Annotated in this window: 19 protein-coding genes; 7 read left to right on the top strand and 12 right to left on the bottom strand. The window is 42.6% G+C overall.

Features of this window, described 5'->3' with window-relative positions:
• The first annotated feature begins 4 nt into the window (after positions 1–4).
• On the top strand, positions 5–508 hold the full coding sequence (locus B6K83_RS10640) for a DUF3016 domain-containing protein (protein WP_092251348.1): 504 nt from the start codon (positions 5–7) through the stop codon (positions 506–508).
• A 112-nt stretch (positions 509–620) separates the two neighbouring features.
• On the opposite strand, the gene B6K83_RS10635 is transcribed toward B6K83_RS10640, so the two are convergent.
• Both B6K83_RS10635 and epmB read right to left on the bottom strand, forming a co-directional pair.
• Positions 621–917, bottom strand: coding sequence for a hypothetical protein (locus B6K83_RS10635; RefSeq protein WP_085284896.1), 297 nt, complete (start codon positions 915–917; stop codon positions 621–623).
• 105 nt (positions 918–1,022) lie between these two features.
• Positions 1,023–2,039: an EF-P beta-lysylation protein EpmB gene (gene epmB / locus B6K83_RS10630; RefSeq protein WP_085284954.1), complete on the bottom strand. Its 1,017-nt coding sequence runs from the start codon at positions 2,037–2,039 to the stop codon at positions 1,023–1,025.
• A 58-nt stretch (positions 2,040–2,097) separates the two neighbouring features.
• Here epmB and efp point away from each other — a divergent pair, with 58 nt between their 5' ends.
• Positions 2,098–2,670, top strand: coding sequence for an elongation factor P (gene efp, locus B6K83_RS10625; RefSeq protein ID WP_085284895.1), 573 nt, complete (start codon positions 2,098–2,100; stop codon positions 2,668–2,670).
• A gap of 90 nt (positions 2,671–2,760) precedes the next feature.
• Here the strand turns inward: efp and B6K83_RS10620 are convergent, their stop codons facing one another.
• A complete protein-coding gene (locus B6K83_RS10620) occupies positions 2,761–5,049 on the bottom strand; it encodes a S9 family peptidase (RefSeq protein WP_092251349.1) in 2,289 nt (762 codons plus the stop codon).
• Between the two features lie 184 nt (positions 5,050–5,233).
• Between B6K83_RS10620 and B6K83_RS10615 the strand changes: the two genes are divergently transcribed.
• The 4 genes from B6K83_RS10615 to panP all read left to right on the top strand — a co-directional run bounded on the left by B6K83_RS10615 (position 5,234) and on the right by panP (position 9,716).
• On the top strand, positions 5,234–6,178 hold the full coding sequence (locus B6K83_RS10615) for an ABC transporter ATP-binding protein (protein ID WP_085284894.1): 945 nt from the start codon (positions 5,234–5,236) through the stop codon (positions 6,176–6,178).
• 1 nt (position 6,179) lies between these two features.
• The gene (locus B6K83_RS10610) at positions 6,180–6,953 is read left to right on the top strand and encodes an ABC transporter permease (protein WP_085284893.1); all 774 of its coding nucleotides are present in this window, start codon (positions 6,180–6,182) and stop codon (positions 6,951–6,953) included.
• A gap of 21 nt (positions 6,954–6,974) precedes the next feature.
• Entirely contained in the window at positions 6,975–7,664 is a 690-nt protein-coding gene (trmB, locus tag B6K83_RS10605; protein WP_085284892.1) for a tRNA (guanine(46)-N(7))-methyltransferase TrmB, read from the top strand.
• A 423-nt stretch (positions 7,665–8,087) separates the two neighbouring features.
• Positions 8,088–9,716, top strand: a complete 1,629-nt coding sequence (gene panP / locus B6K83_RS10600; protein WP_085284891.1) for a pyridoxal-dependent aspartate 1-decarboxylase PanP — start codon at positions 8,088–8,090, stop codon at positions 9,714–9,716.
• A 35-nt stretch (positions 9,717–9,751) separates the two neighbouring features.
• On the opposite strand, the gene panC is transcribed toward panP, so the two are convergent.
• From panC to sfsA, 7 genes are all read right to left on the bottom strand, one after another.
• A complete protein-coding gene (gene panC, locus B6K83_RS10595; protein WP_085284890.1) occupies positions 9,752–10,600 on the bottom strand; it encodes a pantoate--beta-alanine ligase in 849 nt (282 codons plus the stop codon).
• Between the two features lie 50 nt (positions 10,601–10,650).
• Entirely contained in the window at positions 10,651–11,445 is a 795-nt protein-coding gene (panB, locus tag B6K83_RS10590) for a 3-methyl-2-oxobutanoate hydroxymethyltransferase (RefSeq protein ID WP_085284889.1), read from the bottom strand.
• A gap of 53 nt (positions 11,446–11,498) precedes the next feature.
• Positions 11,499–11,999: a 2-amino-4-hydroxy-6-hydroxymethyldihydropteridine diphosphokinase gene (gene folK / locus B6K83_RS10585; protein ID WP_085284888.1), complete on the bottom strand. Its 501-nt coding sequence runs from the start codon at positions 11,997–11,999 to the stop codon at positions 11,499–11,501.
• The gene (gene pcnB / locus B6K83_RS10580) at positions 11,999–13,498 is read right to left on the bottom strand and encodes a polynucleotide adenylyltransferase PcnB (RefSeq protein ID WP_408607210.1); all 1,500 of its coding nucleotides are present in this window, start codon (positions 13,496–13,498) and stop codon (positions 11,999–12,001) included. Before pcnB ends, folK begins: the two co-directional genes overlap by 1 nt.
• A 100-nt stretch (positions 13,499–13,598) precedes the next feature.
• Complete coding sequence (gene gluQRS, locus B6K83_RS10575; RefSeq protein ID WP_233143944.1) at positions 13,599–14,516, bottom strand: tRNA glutamyl-Q(34) synthetase GluQRS; 918 nt, start codon at positions 14,514–14,516, stop codon at positions 13,599–13,601.
• A gap of 11 nt (positions 14,517–14,527) precedes the next feature.
• A complete protein-coding gene (gene dksA, locus B6K83_RS10570; protein ID WP_085284885.1) occupies positions 14,528–14,968 on the bottom strand; it encodes an RNA polymerase-binding protein DksA in 441 nt (146 codons plus the stop codon).
• 283 nt (positions 14,969–15,251) lie between these two features.
• Positions 15,252–15,974, bottom strand: coding sequence for a DNA/RNA nuclease SfsA (sfsA, locus tag B6K83_RS10565; protein WP_085284884.1), 723 nt, complete (start codon positions 15,972–15,974; stop codon positions 15,252–15,254).
• A gap of 93 nt (positions 15,975–16,067) precedes the next feature.
• On the opposite strand from sfsA, the gene pepB reads away from it, so the two are divergent.
• Entirely contained in the window at positions 16,068–17,375 is a 1,308-nt protein-coding gene (gene pepB / locus B6K83_RS10560) for an aminopeptidase PepB (protein ID WP_085284883.1), read from the top strand.
• Positions 17,376–17,460: 85 nt separating this feature from the next.
• Here pepB and B6K83_RS10555 read toward each other — a convergent pair whose 3' ends face one another.
• Together B6K83_RS10555 and thpR are read right to left on the bottom strand one after the other, a co-directional pair.
• A complete protein-coding gene (locus B6K83_RS10555; protein WP_085284882.1) occupies positions 17,461–17,871 on the bottom strand; it encodes a hypothetical protein in 411 nt (136 codons plus the stop codon).
• 113 nt (positions 17,872–17,984) lie between these two features.
• Entirely contained in the window at positions 17,985–18,560 is a 576-nt protein-coding gene (gene thpR / locus B6K83_RS10550; protein WP_085284881.1) for an RNA 2',3'-cyclic phosphodiesterase, read from the bottom strand.
• Positions 18,561–18,585: the final 25 nt, after the last annotated feature.

Genomic DNA, 18,585 nt, shown 5'->3' with positions numbered 1-18,585 from the left:
CGAAATGATGAAAAAATTTATTGGATGTTTATTAGGTTTTGCTGCATTGATGACCCAAGTGTCGGCATTACAAGCAGCAGAAGTAGAAGTAAAGTGGACAAACCCAGATAAATATACTGATATTGATGCTGGCGAAGAACACCGAAAACACTTTAAAGCAAGGGTTTTTAAGTCTTTTGAAGAACACTTTGTGAAAATGGCGGCCTTGTTGCCAGCACAGCACAAACTGGTGCTTGATATTACTGATGTTGATTTAGCGGGTGATGTTAACTTTGGTGGTACTCGGCGCATTCGTATCGTCAAAGAGCTGTTTTTTCCACGTTTGGAGTTTAACTATCAATTATTAAATGCTGATAATAGTGTGGTGAAAAGCGCCGAGGTTGCTTTAAAGGATATGAGCTTTTTAATGCATAGTGGTTTGAAGTATCGTAGCAAGTCATTTGGCTACGAGAAAGAGATGTTTGATAAGTGGTTTTATAACACCTTTGCGAATGAGTTAGTGAAATAGCGTTTGTTTTAACGCTCGCTGGGTTTTGATAAATGCAATATGAAAAAACGCAGCTAGGCTGCGTTTTTGTATTTTAGTTAATGCTTAACTTAGCGTTAAGTTAACGCTAAGGTTAGCTCTGTTCAAACTTAGCTAATACGCTAAACAATTGCTCAATCTTTTTCACGATATCAATTAAGGTTTGTTGATCTGAGGTTTTTTGCCAGAACATTAAATCGTTAGCCACTTCTTCCACATAAGGCTGAAAAGTGTTGGCTGAACATTTAAAGCCGGCCTCATCGGTAAATATCGCGGCAAAGCCCGCTTGTTTTTTTTCTCGTAACTGAACTAGTGTTGCATCGGCAGCAAGTGACTTTTTTAAGATGATTGAAATATTTTCTACTAATTGTTTATGTACGGTTTCGCTCATGGTAACCCAAGTGTCTGACTGTTTTCTAATGGCGCTATTATGTCAAATTGTCTGGCCATTTGTTAGTGTCAGCACAATATTTTTCTCGCTTAACTTAAGCTTAGATTAAGGTAAATTGATCGGCGTTTTGCTTGCTTCACCGGCAATTTCACGCACCAGCTTAGGCATTAAAAAGCCGGGTAAAATTGCCATTAACTCTAGGGTGATTTGCTTGGCCACGGTTTCGGGGGTATCAAAATGTGCTACGCCTTGAACTTTATCAAACAAATGCAAGTAATAGGGCTGAATGCCAATATCAAATAAACGCTCACTCAGCTCAGCCAAAGTATTAGCGTTGTCATTAACACCTTTTAGCATCACGCTTTGGTTGAATAACGCAATGCGTGCCGCTCGTAAAGGTTCAATGGCTTGGCTGACATTTTCATCAATTTCATTGGCGTGATTGACATGAAATACAATCGCTACTTTCAATTTGGTATTAGTTAAACTGTGTACTAAAGCAGGCGTTATCCGCTGTGGAATGACAATGGGTAAGCGGGTATGAATACGCAAGCGTTTGATGTGCGGAATTTTTTCTATTTCAGCAATTAACCATTGTAAGTGGTCATCGTTGGCCATTAACGGGTCGCCGCCACTAAAAATTACTTCGTTAATTTCTGGATGAGCAAGTATGTACGTCAGCGCTTGTTGCCAACGCGCCTTATTGGGGCTGTTGTCTGCGTAGGGAAAGTGACGACGAAAGCAATAACGACAATTAATCGCGCAACCGGTTTTCACCATCATTAAGACGCGGTGTTTATATTTGTGTAATAACCCCGGGGCGACGGTATCGTGTTCTTCGAGAGGATCTTCGCTGTAGCCGTCAGTCATTGAAAACTCAGCATCTAAGGGCATTACTTGCTTGAGGATAGGGTCGTTGATGTCACCTTTTTGCATGCGTGCCAGCAAAGGGCGAGGCACTCGCACTGGAAATAGCTTACGGGCAGCAAAGTGTTGTTGATAGGCCGTTGGTGAAATATCAAGCAATTCGAGTAAGATTTTTGGATCAGTAATAACATTGGCTAATTCTTTTTGCCAAGAAGTGTGCAATTTATCACTGATTTGGGTTATTATTTGCGGCATTTCTATATTCAATTTTTAACCTTTACGTGTAGTACGTGAACGAGCGAGCATAATAATTATGGCTAATTTTAGCACTAACCAGTTCAAAGCTGGACTTAAATTAATGATTGATGGTGAACCTTGTAACATTATCGATAATGAAATAGTAAAGCCAGGTAAAGGGCAAGCATTTAACCGCATTAAAATTCGTAAGTTGATATCTGGTAAGGTATTAGAAAAAACTTATAAATCAGGCGAAAGCGTTGAAGGCGCTGATGTTATGGAACAAGATCTTGGCTATTTATATGCTGATGGTGAGTTTTGGCATTTTATGAACAATGAAACCTTTGAGCAAGTTGCCGCCGATGAAAAAGCGGTTGGCGATGTCGCTAAATGGTTAGCCGAAGGCGATATGTGTACTATCACCTTTTGGGATGGCAACCCTATTTCAGTTGCTCCACCAAACTTTGTTGAATTAGAAATTACTGAAACAGACCCAGGCTTGAAAGGCGATACGGCGGGTACGGGCGGCAAACCTGCAACCTTAACCACGGGCGCTGTGGTTCGTGTGCCTTTATTTGTGCAAATCGGCGACGTGGTGAAAGTAGATACTCGCACCGGTGAATATGTTTCACGTGCCGGTAAGTCTTAATTTGCGCGCGATGCGCTTAAATCGCACATGGTTATGAAGAAAGCCTGCATTAGCAGGCTTTTTTATTGCGCTTTGTGCGCTAGACCTGAGTTACTTTAAATGTTCATTAAAATAATTAGTCATCATGGTTTTGAGGTGCAAGCTTGTTCCTTCCCCTTCGCGGATACTGTGACTGCGATTAGGGTAAGACATAAAATCAAACTGGCGATTATGTTTGATTAACTCGTTTATCAACCGCTCTGTGCCTTGGTAGTGCACGTTATCATCGCCGGTGCCGTGCACAAGCAAAAGCTTACCTTGTAAATTTTTTGCGTGAGTGATGGGAGAGCTTTGCTGATAGCTTTCAGCATAGTCGGTTAATAAGCCAGAGTAACGCTCTTGATAAATGCTATCGTATAAACGTTGATCCGCCACGGGCGCTAAAGCGATTCCGACTTGGTATAACTCGGGGTAGCGAAATAACATGTTTAGGGTCATAGAGCCGCCACCCGAGTGCCCCCAAATGCCTACGCGCTCGGTATCAATATAAGACCAACGAGCCGCCATGGCTTTAAGCGCGTCAGCTTGATCGCGTGATGCTAAAATACCTACAGCACCGTAAATAGACTTACGCCATGCGCGACCTTTAGGCGCAGGGGTACCGCGGTTGTCTATCGAGGCAACAATAAAGCCTTGCTCAGTTAACAGTTGATCCCAAAAGTAGGCATTGCCACGCCACTTGTCTTGTGCGGTTTGTCCAGCAGGTTCACCGTATACATAGAAAATTATCGGGTACTTTTTGGTCGCATCAAAATTAGCGGGGCGCATAATATAGCCATCAAGTACAACCCCGTCTTGCGCCGTCACTTGAAAGAACTCATGTTCAGGCTTGGCAAGTTTTGCCATTTGCGCGTGCAACTCTTCATTAGTCATTAATTGCTGTTGCTGTTGATGCCCTTCAACCTTGATCAGCTGTGCTGTTGTAGGGGTGTCAAAACTTGAATGACGATGAATCGCCCACTGCCCATCAGGTGACATTTGGTATTGGTTTATACCCATATACTGTGCTGGCGTTACGCGCTGATTAAGTAAGCTGCCATCAAGTTTACTACGATATAAGTAACGCTGGGCAACATTGTCTGGTGAGGCAATAAAGTAGAGCCAACCCTGTTGCTCATCAATCATGGTGAGCTCAGTAATATCAAACGCGCCATCGGTTAAATTTAGCATGCTAGTGCCATCGCGAGCGACTTTATAGATATGTCGCCAACCGCTGCGCTCGCTTTTCCAAATAAAGTGATTGCCATTGGTTAACCACTGGGCATCGTCATAAAAATCGAGAAAATTTTCTTCTTGCTCGGTTAACACTAAGGAAACTTGACCGGTTTTTATATCAGTTAAATACAGGTGATTAGTATCTTGCTTACGATTAACATGTTGGATCAATACTTGACTTGAATTTCCCGACCAATTCATGCGTGGCACATACATATCACGCGAGTTATTGGGTAACTTAGCCCAAGTCGTCTTGGCCGTTGCTAGATCAACGATACCTATTTTGGCTAACGCATTTTGTTCGCCAACTTTAGGGTATGGAAACCTAGTTAAGCTAGGGTAAAGGGCGTCAGTGTTGTTAATCATGATGAAGTCTTTACTGCCTCGGGTATCTAATTGCCAATAGGCAATGCTGTTACCGTCAGGGCTCCAACGAAAACCATCACGAATAGAGAATTCTTCTTCATATACCCAATCAAATAAGCCGTTAATAATGCCTTCGCTCGCATTGCTGGTGACCTGCTTAATGCTATGATTGCTTAGGCTTTCAACATAAATGTTGTTATCAAATACATAAGCAACTCTGTTACCATCAGGGGAGAACTTGGCAAACATTAGGCTGCTATCTTTGACGTTTTCACCGCCTAAGCGTGTCAGTTTGCGGGTTTTTAGCTTGAGCAGCCAATAATCGCCGCGGCTATTTGAGCGCCAGACTTTTTTACTATTGGTATAAATGAGTAACTGTGAGCGATCATTCGACCAAAGGTAATTATCAATGGCTAGCGGTTCAGTGCTACCTTCAGGAATAAGTTGCTCTGCGGCTATAAGTACGGTGCGCGCTAATGTTTGAGGATGATAAAAAACAATGTCTTCAGCCGAGTGAGTTTGATCCGATTTTGCAGCTATAGGGCGAGACTTTTCCACCGCAGTATAGCCACTGCCATCAGCTAACCAGCGAATTTGACCTAGCCATTGTGATTTAAAGGTTTGTTGATGATAAATTTGATCTAACGTTATAGGCATTGCCTTTTGCTGTTCGTGCTTATTGTCATTTGGCGTATTCTGACAGGCCATCAAGGTGACTGAGAGGGCGGCTAAAGTGCACCAGCGATACAAGTTATTCATGCTATAGAGGGTCCTTTATGGGTGATAGCGCTACTTTAAATAGTATACAATTGCATAGCAAACGTATTTATCGTCACAATTGCGCGCTTGGTCAGAATCTGTACTAGCAACAATAAGCAATGATACATTGAAAATACTTTACTTGCCCCCACGTTAAAGAAACGTAAATTTTTTGAGGTTAGTTATGCCATCAGCATTAGCAATATCAGGATTAGAAAAAACCTACAAAGGCGGCTTTCATGCGCTTAAAGGGATCGAGCTCAACGTTGAGCAGGGCGATTTTTTTGCTTTACTAGGTCCTAATGGTGCCGGCAAATCAACGACTATAGGAATTATTACTTCCTTGGTGAATAAAACGGCCGGTAAAGTCAGTGTTTTTGGCCATGATATTGACCTAGAGCTAGAACAAGCGAAAAGTTTTATCGGCTTAGTGCCGCAAGAGTTCAACTTTAATCAATTTGAGCCGATCATGAAAATACTGCTTAACCAAGCAGGGTACTATGGTGTTGAACGTAGTATTGCCTTAGGGCGTGCGGAAAAGTACTTAAAACAATTGGATTTATGGGATAAGCGCAATGAGCCGGCTCGTCAGCTTTCCGGCGGCATGAAACGGCGTTTAATGATAGCGCGGGCCTTGATGCATGAGCCGAAAATTTTAATTCTCGATGAACCAACAGCTGGCGTAGATATTGAGCTAAGACGCTCGATGTGGAACTTTTTGCGCGAGCTAAATCAGCAAGGTATTACCATCATTTTAACCACACACTATTTAGAAGAAGCAGAAATGCTGTGTCGTAATATCGCCATTATCGACTCGGGTATCATTGTCGAAAATACGGATATGAAATCACTATTGGCTAAGTTAGATATAGAAACCTTTGTTTTTGATTTAAAGCCTAGCACTGCGCTGCAATCGTTTAAGCAATTTAATGCCAGAGCGGTGGACGATCACACCTTGGAAGTTGATGTGAAGAAAAGCCAAACCATCAACCGCGTGTTTGATGAACTCAATAAACACGGACTTGACGTGTTAAGTATGCGCAATAAAAGCAACAGACTAGAAGAGCTATTTGTCAATTTAGTTGGGCGTGGACAGTTAGCTGACGAAAATGTAGTGAAGGAAAAGTAGCATGGCATCATCAAAAAATATTATTGCACTGAAAAGTATTTTACATAAAGAAATTCACCGTTTTATGCGTATTTGGGTGCAAACCCTAGTGCCACCCGCCATCACCATCAGTTTATATTTTGTGATTTTTGGCTCGTTAATCGGCGCGCGTATTGGCGAAATGGCTGGCTTTGATTATATGTCATTTATTGTGCCAGGCTTGATCATGATGAGTGTGATCACGAATTCATATTCTAATGTTGCCTCGTCATTTTTTAGCGCCAAATGGCAACGCAATGTTGAAGAAATGTTAGTCGCCCCCGTGCCGAACTGGGTTATTGTTGCCGGTTATGTTGGTGGTGGCATGGCGCGGGGTATTTTAGTGGGCGGTATAGTCACCTTGGTCGCTATGTTTTTTGTTGATATTCAAATACACAGTTTTGCTATCATCATTATCACTGTGGCGTTGACCTCGGCAACCTTTGCTTTAGGCGGGTTAATTAATGCCATATTTGCCGGCAGCTTTGATGATATCTCGATTATTCCCACCTTTATATTAACGCCGTTAACCTACTTAGGGGGGGTGTTTTATTCCATTAGCTTATTGCCTGAGTTTTGGCAGGGAGTGTCACAAATTAATCCTATCGTCTACATGGTTAACGCGTTTCGATATGGTTTTTTAGGCATATCAGATGTCAGTTTGATACACTCCTTCGCGGTTTTAGGTATTTTTATTGTTAGTTTATACACCATAGCTATGGTATTGATAAGCAAAGGTATTGGGCTTAGAAGCTAACAGATTTTAGGTAACGATTTAATGAACAACACTGAAAGCAGCGGTAACTCAAAAGCCATTATAACCAATCAACCCGGCATTCATGAAAAGCTGGCTGAAATTGTAAATAAGCATATTGCGCATCCCTCGCAAAAGCCAATACAAACTCATACCCAAGCAGCCTTTGATGAAATCAATAACATTGTTCAAGCCTTTGCCGGTGAAGTGATTTTAGATTCATGCTGTGGCGTTGGTCAGAGCACACGCTTATTAGCCAAAGCCAACCCAAATGCCTTAGTGATAGGCGTTGATAAATCAGCGCACAGGATTAATCGTAATGTTGATGAAATTGAGCGCCAAGATGGTCAAGGCTATGTTAGCAATTATCACTTGATCCGCGCCGATTTAAATGATTTTTTTCGTTTGGTAGTTGCGGCAAAATGGCCGGTAAGTAAACACTATATTTTATATCCTAATCCGTGGCCAAAAGCTAAACATATACAAAGACGTTGGCACGGTAGCGCCGTATTTCCTGAATTGATGGCAATTGGTAAAGAAATTATTTTGCGCAGTAATTGGCGGTTGTATTTGCAAGAATTCCAACAGGCGGCAACCATGCTTGACGTGTTTGGCGAGCTCACGCCTGTTCAGCAACAGCAAGCATTAACGCCGTTTGAGGCAAAGTATCAAGCGAGTGGGCAACAGTGCTGGCAACTGGCACTACGCAGATGATACTAGCTGAGTATAATTAACAAAAATTAGTGAAACCGGCAAAATTTTAGCGAATTTGCGCGCTCTTGTGTTTGTGCTTTTGGCTGTTCTTTATGGTTTTATATTTAAATATCAGTTGGTTAGGTTTTTTGGTCTAAATATTGTAATTACCTGAGTATAGCAATGAAATATTTAGGATGAATAACATGACGAGCAATATTAAAAAAACTGTTTTTATGATGGCATTAAGTAGTTTGGCGCTGGTTGAATTAGCTTTGGTGTATGCGGCAACACTACTAGGCTAAGTTGCCATCAACAGTAAATTATTTGCCTTTAAGCTTAACTTTGCATGAAAAAACGAGACATTTGTCTCGTTTTTTATTAAAGTGCCGCACTTGTATAAAAATCAACTTGTCTGGTGCAAGTGGTCAAAAGTGAATAAATATGACGGCGAATAAACGCGCGGCAAAAGCGTCTGAAGAGACTCTACATCGTATTTTTACCATCCCAGTGGCGCCTAATTCAACTTTAGGTCGAATTGAGAATGAAATATCGCAAAACCTAGCAGGCTTTCTTGGTGCGCATATTGCGGCCAGTGATCAAGCCCTTACTGAGATAGAAAAAGATTTTGCTGACTCTCAGATCCCTGAAGATCCTGCTTTTGTTTCCGATCATATGCACCACTTACTGGATAAGTTGGTGGCACAATCTGTCCATACTTCAAGCCCTAATTTTATTGGTCATATGACCTCAGCGCTACCGTACTTTATTCTGCCGCTTTCTAAGTTGATGATAGGTTTGAATCAGAATTTAGTAAAAATAGAAACCTCAAAAGCTTTTACCCCTATGGAGCGGCAAGTATTAGGTATGATGCATCGACTGGTTTATCAAAATGACGATGCTTTTTACCAACAATGGATGCACAGTGCCGCGCATTCGTTAGGGGCATTTTGCTCGGGTGGCACTATTGCCAATTTAACCGCACTTTGGGTTGCTCGCAATAACTTACTTAAGCCAGAAGGTGACTTTAGAGGTGTCGCCCGTGAGGGGCTGTTTAAGGCGCTTAAACACTATCAATATCAAGGCTTGGCTATCCTGGTATCATCTCGTGGTCATTACTCGCTCAAGAAGTCAGCAGACGTCTTAGGTTTAGGGCAAGACAGTGTGATTGCGATCCCCACTGATGAAAATAATAAAATCGATTGCCAATTACTGGCTGCGAAATGTCAACAACTGGCAAATGAGAACATTCAGGTACTGAGTATTGTTGGCGTAGCTGGCACGACAGAAACCGGCAATATTGACCCGCTGCAGGAAATGGCGGCGATAGCCAAACGCTATAACGCGCATTTTCATGTCGATGCGGCTTGGGGCGGAGCAACGTTATTATCGAAAAAATACCGGCCGATGTTGAAAGGCATCGAGTTAGCAGACTCAGTCACCATTGATGCTCATAAGCAAATGTATGTTCCTATGGGCGCGGGGTTAGTGGTGTTTAAAAACCCCGCTTCGGTGGCGGCAATTGAACATCATGCTGAGTATATTTTACGAAAAGGCTCTAAGGATCTCGGTAGCCACACCCTTGAAGGCTCAAGGCCGGGTATGGCGATGTTAGTATATGCGGCACTGCATGTTATTAGCCGTCCAGGCTATGAAATGCTGATCAACAGTAGTATAGAAAAAGCCCATTACTTTGCCTCACTTATTAAACAACATGCCGACTTTGAGTTAGTGACCGAGCCAGAGTTATGCTTGTTAACTTATCGCTATAACCCAGAAAGAGTACAGCAGCGATTGGCCAGTGTGGAGCAATCTCAGCAAGAAGAAATTAATGTGTTATTGGACAAGCTGACTAAGTTTATTCAAAAACGGCAACGGGAAAATGGTAAGTCTTTTGTCTCTCGAACCCGTATTGAAGTAACAAGATATCAAGGACGCAAAACCTTAGTGTTTCGTGTGGTGTTGGCAAACCCATTAACAACGCAGAAAATACTGCAAGATGTGCTGGCTGAGCAAGTACAATTAGCCCAAGAAAGTGAAACCTTTTTACCCCAGTTATTAGCGTTAAGTTAACCTTACTAGCATGGCGTTAGGTAGCGTCAGCTGGCTTAAGGCAAGTTAACGCGCAAATTATCAATTAACCGAGCTTTGCCACAATAAGCTGCAGCTAGAATGACTAACTCTTTATCATCTTCACTGGCCGGTTGCAGGGTACGCGCGTGACAAATGTGCAGGTAATCGGTTTTCAAGCCCGCATCGTCGATAAATTGCGCAGCTTGCTTTGCAAGGCCAACAAAATCATTACTGCTTTGAATTGCTTGCGCCAGCCAGCGCATGTTTTTATTCAAAGCGGGCGCTATTTGCTTTTGTTCTGCGCTTAAATAGCTATTGCGTGAACTTAACGCCAAACCTGAGGCTTCGCGCACGGTTTCCACCGGCACGATTTCTATCGGCATGGATAAGTCTTCTACCATGGTTTGAATAACTTGTACTTGCTGATAGTCTTTCAAACCAAAACAGGCGAGATCGGGTTGCACAATATTAAACAGTTTGCACACGACAGTAGCCACGCCGCGAAAATGTCCAGGGCGACTTTCACCGCAATAGCCAGAAGAAACATTGGGCACTTCAACATAGCTTTGTTTATCTATGCCTTTAGGGTAGATAATATTCGGTGTCGGTGTAAATAATAGATCACAGCCGCTAGCTTGTAGCTTTTCTTGATCGGCCGCCATGGTGCGTGGGTAATTGTCGATGTCCTCATTAACGCCAAATTGCATTGGGTTAACAAAAATACTGACAACCACTATATCGGCAAGCGTGCGCGCTTTTTCGACTAAACTGATATGGCCTTGGTGTAAATTGCCCATAGTGGGCACAAAAGCGATGCGAAGACCTTGTTTGCGCAAGTGTCGAATTTTTTCGCGTAATGCTGGAATATTATCAATTGTTTGCATGGGTATTCTACTTATGACTTAGGCGGCGCTTATGGCAACAAAAACCAGTATTATTTAAAGATATGCTCTGGACCTGGAAAATTGCCATTGCTGACTTCAGTGATATAAAGTTCAATGGCTTTTTTGATGTCACCGGTGTCAATCAAAAAATTACGCGAGAACTTAGGCATATAGCTGCACGAGATCCCTAAGGCATCGTGCATCACTAAAATTTGTCCGTCGGTATCTTTACCAGCCCCTATACCTATCGTAGGAATAGCGACTGCATCAGTAATGGCTTTACCTAAACTGCTTGGGATACACTCTAGTACTAATAACTGTGCGCCAGCCGCTTCGAGGGCTTTAGCGTTGGCTATCATTGCAAGTGCTTGTTCGTTGTCTCGTCCTTGTACTTTAAAACCACCGAAAACATTGACCGATTGCGGGGTTAAGCCAAGATGAGCACAAACCGGAATACCGCGCTCTACAAGCCCTTTAATGGTGCTTTCTAACCATTGACCCCCTTCAATTTTTACCATGCTAGCACCAGACTGCATTAGCTTGGTGGCATTAACATACGCCTGCTCAGGAGTAGCAAAACTCATAAAAGGCATGTCAGCAATAATCAAGGTATTTTCGACACCGCGACTAACACATAAGGTGTGATACGCCATGTCATCAATACTTACAGGTAGCGTATCATCATGTCCTTGTAATACCATGCCAAGTGAATCACCGATCAAAATGGCATGAATACCTGCTTGATCGAACAATTTGGCGAAGCTAGCATCATACGCGGTGATAGTGGTAATTTTTTCACCTTGTTGTTTCATTTTTTTCAAGGTGGCTGTGGTTATTTTGGCCATGTTATTTTCCAGTGATTATACTGCTGTGTTGTCAAGATATTATCATTTTAGAGTTAATAGTCTAACACTAACTTACTGTGAACTTTTAGTCCATTTTTATCAATTTTTTCCGCAAGCGTTAAAATGCTATCGCCATCAGGTAACACTAACTCTGGCGCTATTTCTGCTAAGGGTAACAAGACAAACTCACGCTGTTTAATACCATAATGTGGAATAGTTAAGCGTGGGCTATTGATGACTTGTTGACCAAAGCACAGTATGTCTAAATCGAGCACTCTTGCCCCCCAGCGCTCGCCATCGCGAACACGGCCTGCCGAAGTTTCTATGGCTTGTAATTGCTCGAGTAAAGCAAGCGGAGCTAAGCTCGTTTTGATAGCGGCCACTGCATTCATATAATCGGGTTGATCCTGCGGCCCCATAGGTCGGCTGAAATAAAGTGACGAATGCGCTTTCAGCACACAGTGCGCTAGTTGTGATAGCTTATTTAAAGCTGATAATATTTGCGCTTTAGGGTCGGCTAAGTTACTACCTAAACCAATAAAAACTAATGACATTATGCGTTATTACTCGTGTTTTTAATGCGAGGTTTTCTGCGTTTTCGGGTGCTGCGCCTAGGACCATTTTTACTGGAGACTACGCTTTTCACTAGCCTCTGCTGTGTTTCACTATCGCTGTCTTGGAACTCGCCCCACCATGTCGCCAATGCCTGTAGCTCGGTATTAGCCGTGTTATCTCGCTTGGATGTCTCTATTTCAGCACGCAACAGTAAAAAGTCATAACCGGCCCTAAACTTAGGGTGCTCGAGGGTTTTAAATGCCCGTTTGCCGTCACGGCGTGACAACTTGTCTTGCAATATCCAAATATCTTTCATCACGGCTTGAAAGCGTTTAGGGATGGCAATACTTTGCTGTTGTTCAGACATGATGACACTCAAAGCACTAAAAAAGGCATCTTGTGGGCTTAACTTTTCAGCACTATGCGCTGCTTGAATCTGCGCTTGTAATGGATACCATAGCATGGCAGCAAATAAAAATGCTGGCGTTACCCGTTGCTCATGTAATATGCGTAGGTCAGTATTTTTTAGTGCCAAGTGAATAAAGTCGGCTAAATAGGGCTGTGTTTGTTGTTCAAGCTGGAGTTCAACGGCAGGGAAAAAATATTGAAACAAACGGTATTCGCGTAACAGATGAAAATTCTCACTGGCTTTGCCCGACATAAATAGTTTGAGGAACTCCTCAAATAAACGTGCCGGTGGGATATTCGCCATCAAGGGAGCTAATGACTTAATCGGCGCTTTGGTGTCTTGATGAATACTCATATCCAGTTTGGTGGCAAACCGAATCGCGCGTAACATACGCACAGGGTCTTCACGGTAGCGTGTTTCTGGGTCGCCAATTAAGCGAATTTGCTTTGCGTATACGTCAGCAACACCATTGGCAAAGTCATAAACCTTAAAATCTTTGGCGGAATAATAAAGGGCATTGATAGTAAAGTCGCGTCGTTCGGCGTCTTCTTCTATGCTGCCATAAATATTGTCACGCAATAGCATGCCATCTTCACTTTGCTTTGAGATTTTTTGGTTACTTTGTTGCGCATTATCGCTGTCGTGATGGCCTCTAAAGGTAGCCACTTCGATAATTTCTCGACCAAAAATAATGTGTGCGAGACGAAACCTTCGGCCAATTAAGCGGCAATTTCTAAATAGGGCTTTTATTTGTTCAGGGGTTGCGTTGGTGGCAATGTCGAAGTCTTTAGGTGTTAAGCCCAATAAAATATCACGAACGCCACCACCAACTAAATACGCATCAAAGCCGCCTTTATTCAGGCGATATAATACTTTTAAGGCATTTTGACTGATGTGTTTTCTCGATACCGGGTGTTGATCACGAGCAAGTATATTAGGTTGTGCAAATGACGGCTGATTGCTAGTGGATTTTCGTGTTTTACCCAGTACTTTTTTACACAAGTTGATCACTCTTTTGATAACCAATGGCCTTATTCTATCAATAAAATTTATCGCGCAATGATATAACAGTGTTGAGGAAAAGAGAATGCACGCTAGTTGAAAAATCAACCTTTATTGTCAATCCTATTCAGTGCTTGTGGTTTGGCGGCGTTTTTAGTGACGCAGATGTGCCATGATTTGAGCGTACTTAGTCACCTTGAGGGTAAGTTATTTCAGTGACTTTGGGGACTTGTGCGATTGACCAATGCGAAGTCGCCCAAGCTAAAATTTCTGCTACGCTTGCTGATAGTAATTCACTTGGCGGTTGTTGACCAAGAAATTGTAAAGCAGCAAAGAGCGCTGGGACTGGGTTGTTATTGTCTATCGCGGGCGCTCTATTTTGTTTACTTAATTTGTAGCCTTGAGCTGTTACGGCAAGTGGTACATGGGCATAACGAGGCGCTGGTTGCTGCAATATTTGGTAAAAGCTAAGTTGCCTTGCCGTGGGTTCGAGTAAATCACAGCCGCGAATTACATGACTAATACCTTGGTATATATCGTCAACTACCACCGCCAACTGATAGGCGAATAAGCCGTCTCTTCTGAATACAATAAAGTCTTCTTTGGCCAGCTCAGGGTGGCAGGAAACGCGACCTTGTATAAGATCTTGATACTGTGAAATAGCGGCTGAGTTTTTAACCCGAATGGCACTGTGGTATTCAGGCTGAGCAAGGTTTCGGCAATGACCTAAGTAAATACCGCCATTGGCTTTTATGTCGGCGCGAGTACATTGACAGTAATAACTGAGTTGTTGCTGTTTTAATTCTGCCAAAACTTGACGATAAATTGCGGTTTGTTGGCTTTGATATAAAACGTGTTCGTCCCAATGCAAGCCAAAGCACTCTAGGGTCGTGAGTATGCTTTTACTCGCGCCAGCTTGCTCGCGCGGAGGATCAATATCTTCAATGCGTACTAACCATTGACCGTGATTATGTTTGGCATCTAAATAGCTTGCCAGCGCGGCAATTAAAGAACCAAAGTGCAGCGGGCCTGACGGAGAAGGGGCAAAGCGACCACGGTAACCTGAGGGTCTATCGGGTCGCAATGTATTTGCAAGGTCAACCAAGATGGAGGATTTTAACCGGCGAGTTGACGTTCTTTAATTTCTTGTAAGGTTTTACATTCGATACAAAGGTCGGCGGTTGGACGAGCTTCTAAGCGACGAATGCCAATTTCAATGCCACAAGAGGTACAAAAACCAAAATCATCATCTTCAATCAGTTGTAAGGTTTTTTCAATTTTTTTGATCAGTTTACGTTCACGATCTCGGGTGCGTAACTCTAAGCTAAATTCTTCTTCTTGTGCGGCACGGTCAACAGGATCAGGAAAGTTTGCTGCTTCATCCTGCATATGGGTTACGGTACGATCAACTTCTTCGCGAAGTTGTACACGCCACGCATCAAGGATTTTTTTGAAATGCTCTAGTTGCGCGTCGTTCATGTATTCTTCGTCAGGCTTTTCAACGTAAGGCGTAACACCTGCTAATGCTAAAATACCTAATGCTTTGTTTGCTGGCATGCTAATTCTCCTAATGCTACTAGATCTAAATCGATGAATATGCGTTACTTCGTGTAACTTTATCGCTTGGTTGCATCTGCCAAATTAATTAGACCTGAAATATCCCAACTATATTGTGTTAACTCATATAAAATTCAAGGCTTAGTTAATAAAAACTACGATAAGGTCAAAGATAATGCAGTTATCTATGCGATATTTCAGCCACAAGAAAATATGAGCAAGCCCTTGTAGCAAGTTTTAGGGCTTGACGTCAATCATTATCGTACAAATAGTTACTTAGCGGTTAAATTAGCACCGGCACTTTTGTCGTTAAGGCCATGGAAAAATGATGACCTTGTTGTTTGAACTCAGCTTTATAAGCAAGGATCTCGACCCCTTGCTGGCTAGCTTCAAGTAACAAAGTTGCATATTGCTCATCAATATGAGCGGCAGCTTTGACACTATCGATACCTGAATGTAGTACAGCAAACAGCAATACCGCGCGATGTCCTTGTGCAGCCACTGTCATTAATTCTCGCAGGTGCTTTTGTCCGCGCAATGTTTTTGCATCGGGAAAATAGCCTTGGTTTTCACTCAATAAGGTGACACTTTTAACCTCAACAAAGGTTTTTTGACCCTTGTTATCAGTCAGCTGAAAGTCGATTTTGCTCTTTTCATCACCATAACTTACTTCACGCTTTAATTCTTGATATGGGCAAAGCTCAGTAATAGCTCCTCGGGCTAGAGCTTGCTCTGTTAATTGGTTAGCGCGCAGGGTATTAACGCAAATCCAATGTTGTGCTTGGGTAAAAGTTAGCTCCCAACTATTGGGATATTTGCGTTTTTTATTGCTTGATGTGCTGTACCAAACGGTATCACCCGCTTCAGCACAACCTGTCATGGCACCCGTATTGGCACAGTGTAGGGTAATTTGTTGGCTGTTATTATTTTCATCTATTAGCAGAACATCGGCCAAAAATCGCTTATAACGCTTAATGAGTGTGCTAGGTTGTAATATTAAATTCATTGCTACAATTATGGATAACTCAGTGGTATAGGTTAAATATTTGTATGCTTAGTGTAAACTATCGGCTTAAAAATTAATTATTAAGGTGAGATCATGACCACAGCGAATTCTGCACCCGTCACTATTACATTAACCACAAACAATCAAACTTCAGGGTGGCAGCAAGATAAAACCCTGCAAATTAGCAATGAAGGCATTGCCATTTATCTAGAGCAAGATAGTCAGTTTCGTTTACGAAAAATTCAAATGGCCGCGCGCAGCATAGAAAAGCTTGGTGTTGCACATGCCCAGCTTGCAGGAGATGACTGGGACGAGGCTAGCCAATGGGCGTTTGCCTTGGGATTTAGCTGTGTGAATAAACTGGAAAGTATCACGTTTTGTGGTGCGGCTGAGCTGGTTGAAAGATTAAACAACAAATTGGCCGTTTATGCGTGGAGTCGTGATTTAACCAACCAAACACCCGCCGAACTTTATCCGCTTAAATTAGCTGAGCTCACGTCAAACTACATCAAAAACTTAGCCCCCGCGCATGTAAAAACACGCCTTATACAAGGTAAAGCACTGCAAGATGAACAATGGCAAGGTATTTATAATGTTGGTAAAGGCAGTGTAAATGAGCCCTGTTTATTAGAATTAGATTTTAACCCCAGTAATGATGAAAACACGCCAGTGGCAGCTTGTTTGGTGGGCAAAGGTATAACGTTTGATAGTGGCGGCTACAGTATAAAAAGTAGCGCTGGTATGTTTGACATGAAGTGTGACATGGGCGGCGCAGCAGTTGTTGCCGGAGCCTTAGCCTTGGCCATTAAGCAAGGACTTGCGCAACGGGTGAAGTTATACCTATGTTGTGCAGAGAATATGATCAGTAATGATGCCTATAAATTAGGTGATATTATTACTTATAAAAACGGCGTGACTTGTGAAGTAGCAAATACCGACGCAGAAGGTCGCTTGGTGTTAGCCGACGGTTTATTAGCGGCCAGTGAAACCGGCGCACCTTTGATCATTGACGCCGCCACCTTAACTGGCGCCGCCGTTTTAGCAACAGGCGGTGATTATTCTGCGCTATTCTCACTTGACCCAGCAGCAGCAGCAAAAGCACATAACGCGGCGAAAGCAAGCAATGAAGCGCTATGGCAATTGCCGTTAGAGCCATGGCATCAAGACAAGTGCCCTTCGGTATTTGCTGAAACCGCCAATAGTCGCACGCAAAAGGGCGGTGGCGCAGGTGGTGCGAGCAATGCTGCAGGTTTTCTATCTCGTTTTGTTAACAACGAGGGAGCCGGTTGGCTGCATTTTGATTTGGCGGCGGCCTATAATGCCGATGCCACGAGTTTATGGGCGGCAGGGGCAACGGGTTTAGGTATTGCCACTATCGCAGACTTGATTTCAACGCCATAACTTTCCCGTTGTAATGGTAGTAAGCTGGGTATTGCTCAGCTTGCTTTTTTTATTTTCACTTTTGTCTTTTCAATGTCTCTACCGATTAGCCGGTTTGGCTTTGTGATAAAAATTGTTCTAACCAAGATTTTGCGCTGCTAATATCACTAAAAACATAAAAGGTTATATTACAAGCTTGGTAAATTCTTCGCAGTTGTAACTGCTGAATATCGGCAGTACTACTGTCAATTAACACACTGGCGTTGGCAATTAGCCCATGTTGCACTCGGTATTTATTAACTTTGATCAAGGCTGCTTCTGCTTCAGGTGAAAAAACACTGTTGCCATAAAAGGAAATTAATAAGCCCCAAGGTTGGCCGGCAAATTGCGCACAGGCACCGTACATGTCGTCGATATATTTTTCCGTAACATGGTCATTAAAAGGCCCATAGGCCTCGACTTGCAATATGTTGGTTTGCGACCTGATAGAATAGTTATCCTTGACTATGGTTTCCATGGCTTCACTCCTTGGGTTTATCGGGTGACAAGTGATAGCAGTAATTTATGGGTTTGCCAAGTAAGCAGATTTTTTTAATTTTTCAAGTTTAAATATTTTTTAATTATCAATATTTAAGCTTTTAGTGGCCAGCGTCTTATTGCTTGATAACACACACCTGATGGCGTTGAGTCAGAGTGATACAAACTAAAGCTAGATAAGATGGTTGGCGACTTAAATGGCGCAGCATATAGCGCGTTAAGCTCAGGCATAGCTTGCAATTTTGCGTTTCGATATAGTGTTAAATGGGGGCGATACGCGTGCTGGGTAATGGTGATATCGCATTGAGCGCTCAACTCTACTAGCAGTTTATTAAGCAGAGCGAGCCACTCAGGGCAGCTTGTTGGTTGTAGATGTAAAATTTTTGCTTTGCCAAAGTACCCTAATTGTGTCAAGTGCAGCGCAAAAGTTTGATTTGCGCTCAAGCTAGTGGCGAGGGCTTGTTGGATTGGCCGGCGTTGTTGATCTATCAAGGATATGAGTTGCTGTTGTTGTCGGTTATCGATTAAACCAAGGAACACTAAGGTAATATGTAAGTTTTTCTCATCAACAGCCTTAAATGGCATGGCTAAATGTTGTTGGCGCCAATGAGCAATTTGAGCTTGGTGTTGTGGGCTAATATCGAGCGCAAGAAACATTCTTTTTTTCATGATTACTGCCAATGGTTATTTAGGT

Origin of the sequence: Colwellia chukchiensis (assembly GCF_002104455.1) — a bacterium.
GTDB classification, from domain to species: domain Bacteria; phylum Pseudomonadota; class Gammaproteobacteria; order Enterobacterales; family Alteromonadaceae; genus Cognaticolwellia; species Cognaticolwellia chukchiensis.
The sequence above is the reverse complement of the archived record's forward strand: the minus strand, read 5'-3'. Positions and strand labels throughout refer to the sequence as shown.

Excerpts from the sequence above, each read along its gene's own strand:
- B6K83_RS10640 (WP_092251348.1), top strand. The coding sequence starts at position 5 with ATGATGAAAAAATTTATTGGATGTTTATTAGGTTTTGCTGCATTGATG.
- trmB (WP_085284892.1), top strand. The coding sequence starts at position 6,975 with ATGAACAACACTGAAAGCAGCGGTAACTCAAAAGCCATTATAACCAAT.
- panC (WP_085284890.1), bottom strand. The coding sequence starts at position 10,600 with ATGCAAACAATTGATAATATTCCAGCATTACGCGAAAAAATTCGACAC.
- B6K83_RS10610 (WP_085284893.1), top strand. The coding sequence starts at position 6,180 with ATGGCATCATCAAAAAATATTATTGCACTGAAAAGTATTTTACATAAA.
- pepB (WP_085284883.1), top strand. The coding sequence starts at position 16,068 with ATGACCACAGCGAATTCTGCACCCGTCACTATTACATTAACCACAAAC.
- B6K83_RS10615 (WP_085284894.1), top strand. The coding sequence starts at position 5,234 with ATGCCATCAGCATTAGCAATATCAGGATTAGAAAAAACCTACAAAGGC.
- B6K83_RS10555 (WP_085284882.1), bottom strand. The coding sequence starts at position 17,871 with ATGGAAACCATAGTCAAGGATAACTATTCTATCAGGTCGCAAACCAAC.
- thpR (WP_085284881.1), bottom strand. The coding sequence starts at position 18,560 with ATGAAAAAAAGAATGTTTCTTGCGCTCGATATTAGCCCACAACACCAA.
- sfsA (WP_085284884.1), bottom strand. The coding sequence starts at position 15,974 with ATGAATTTAATATTACAACCTAGCACACTCATTAAGCGTTATAAGCGA.
- B6K83_RS10620 (WP_092251349.1), bottom strand. The coding sequence starts at position 5,049 with ATGAATAACTTGTATCGCTGGTGCACTTTAGCCGCCCTCTCAGTCACC.
- panB (WP_085284889.1), bottom strand. The coding sequence starts at position 11,445 with ATGGCCAAAATAACCACAGCCACCTTGAAAAAAATGAAACAACAAGGT.
- panP (WP_085284891.1), top strand. The coding sequence starts at position 8,088 with ATGACGGCGAATAAACGCGCGGCAAAAGCGTCTGAAGAGACTCTACAT.
- folK (WP_085284888.1), bottom strand. The coding sequence starts at position 11,999 with ATGTCATTAGTTTTTATTGGTTTAGGTAGTAACTTAGCCGACCCTAAA.
- epmB (WP_085284954.1), bottom strand. The coding sequence starts at position 2,039 with ATGCCGCAAATAATAACCCAAATCAGTGATAAATTGCACACTTCTTGG.
- dksA (WP_085284885.1), bottom strand. The coding sequence starts at position 14,968 with ATGCCAGCAAACAAAGCATTAGGTATTTTAGCATTAGCAGGTGTTACG.
- B6K83_RS10635 (WP_085284896.1), bottom strand. The coding sequence starts at position 917 with ATGAGCGAAACCGTACATAAACAATTAGTAGAAAATATTTCAATCATC.
- efp (WP_085284895.1), top strand. The coding sequence starts at position 2,098 with ATGGCTAATTTTAGCACTAACCAGTTCAAAGCTGGACTTAAATTAATG.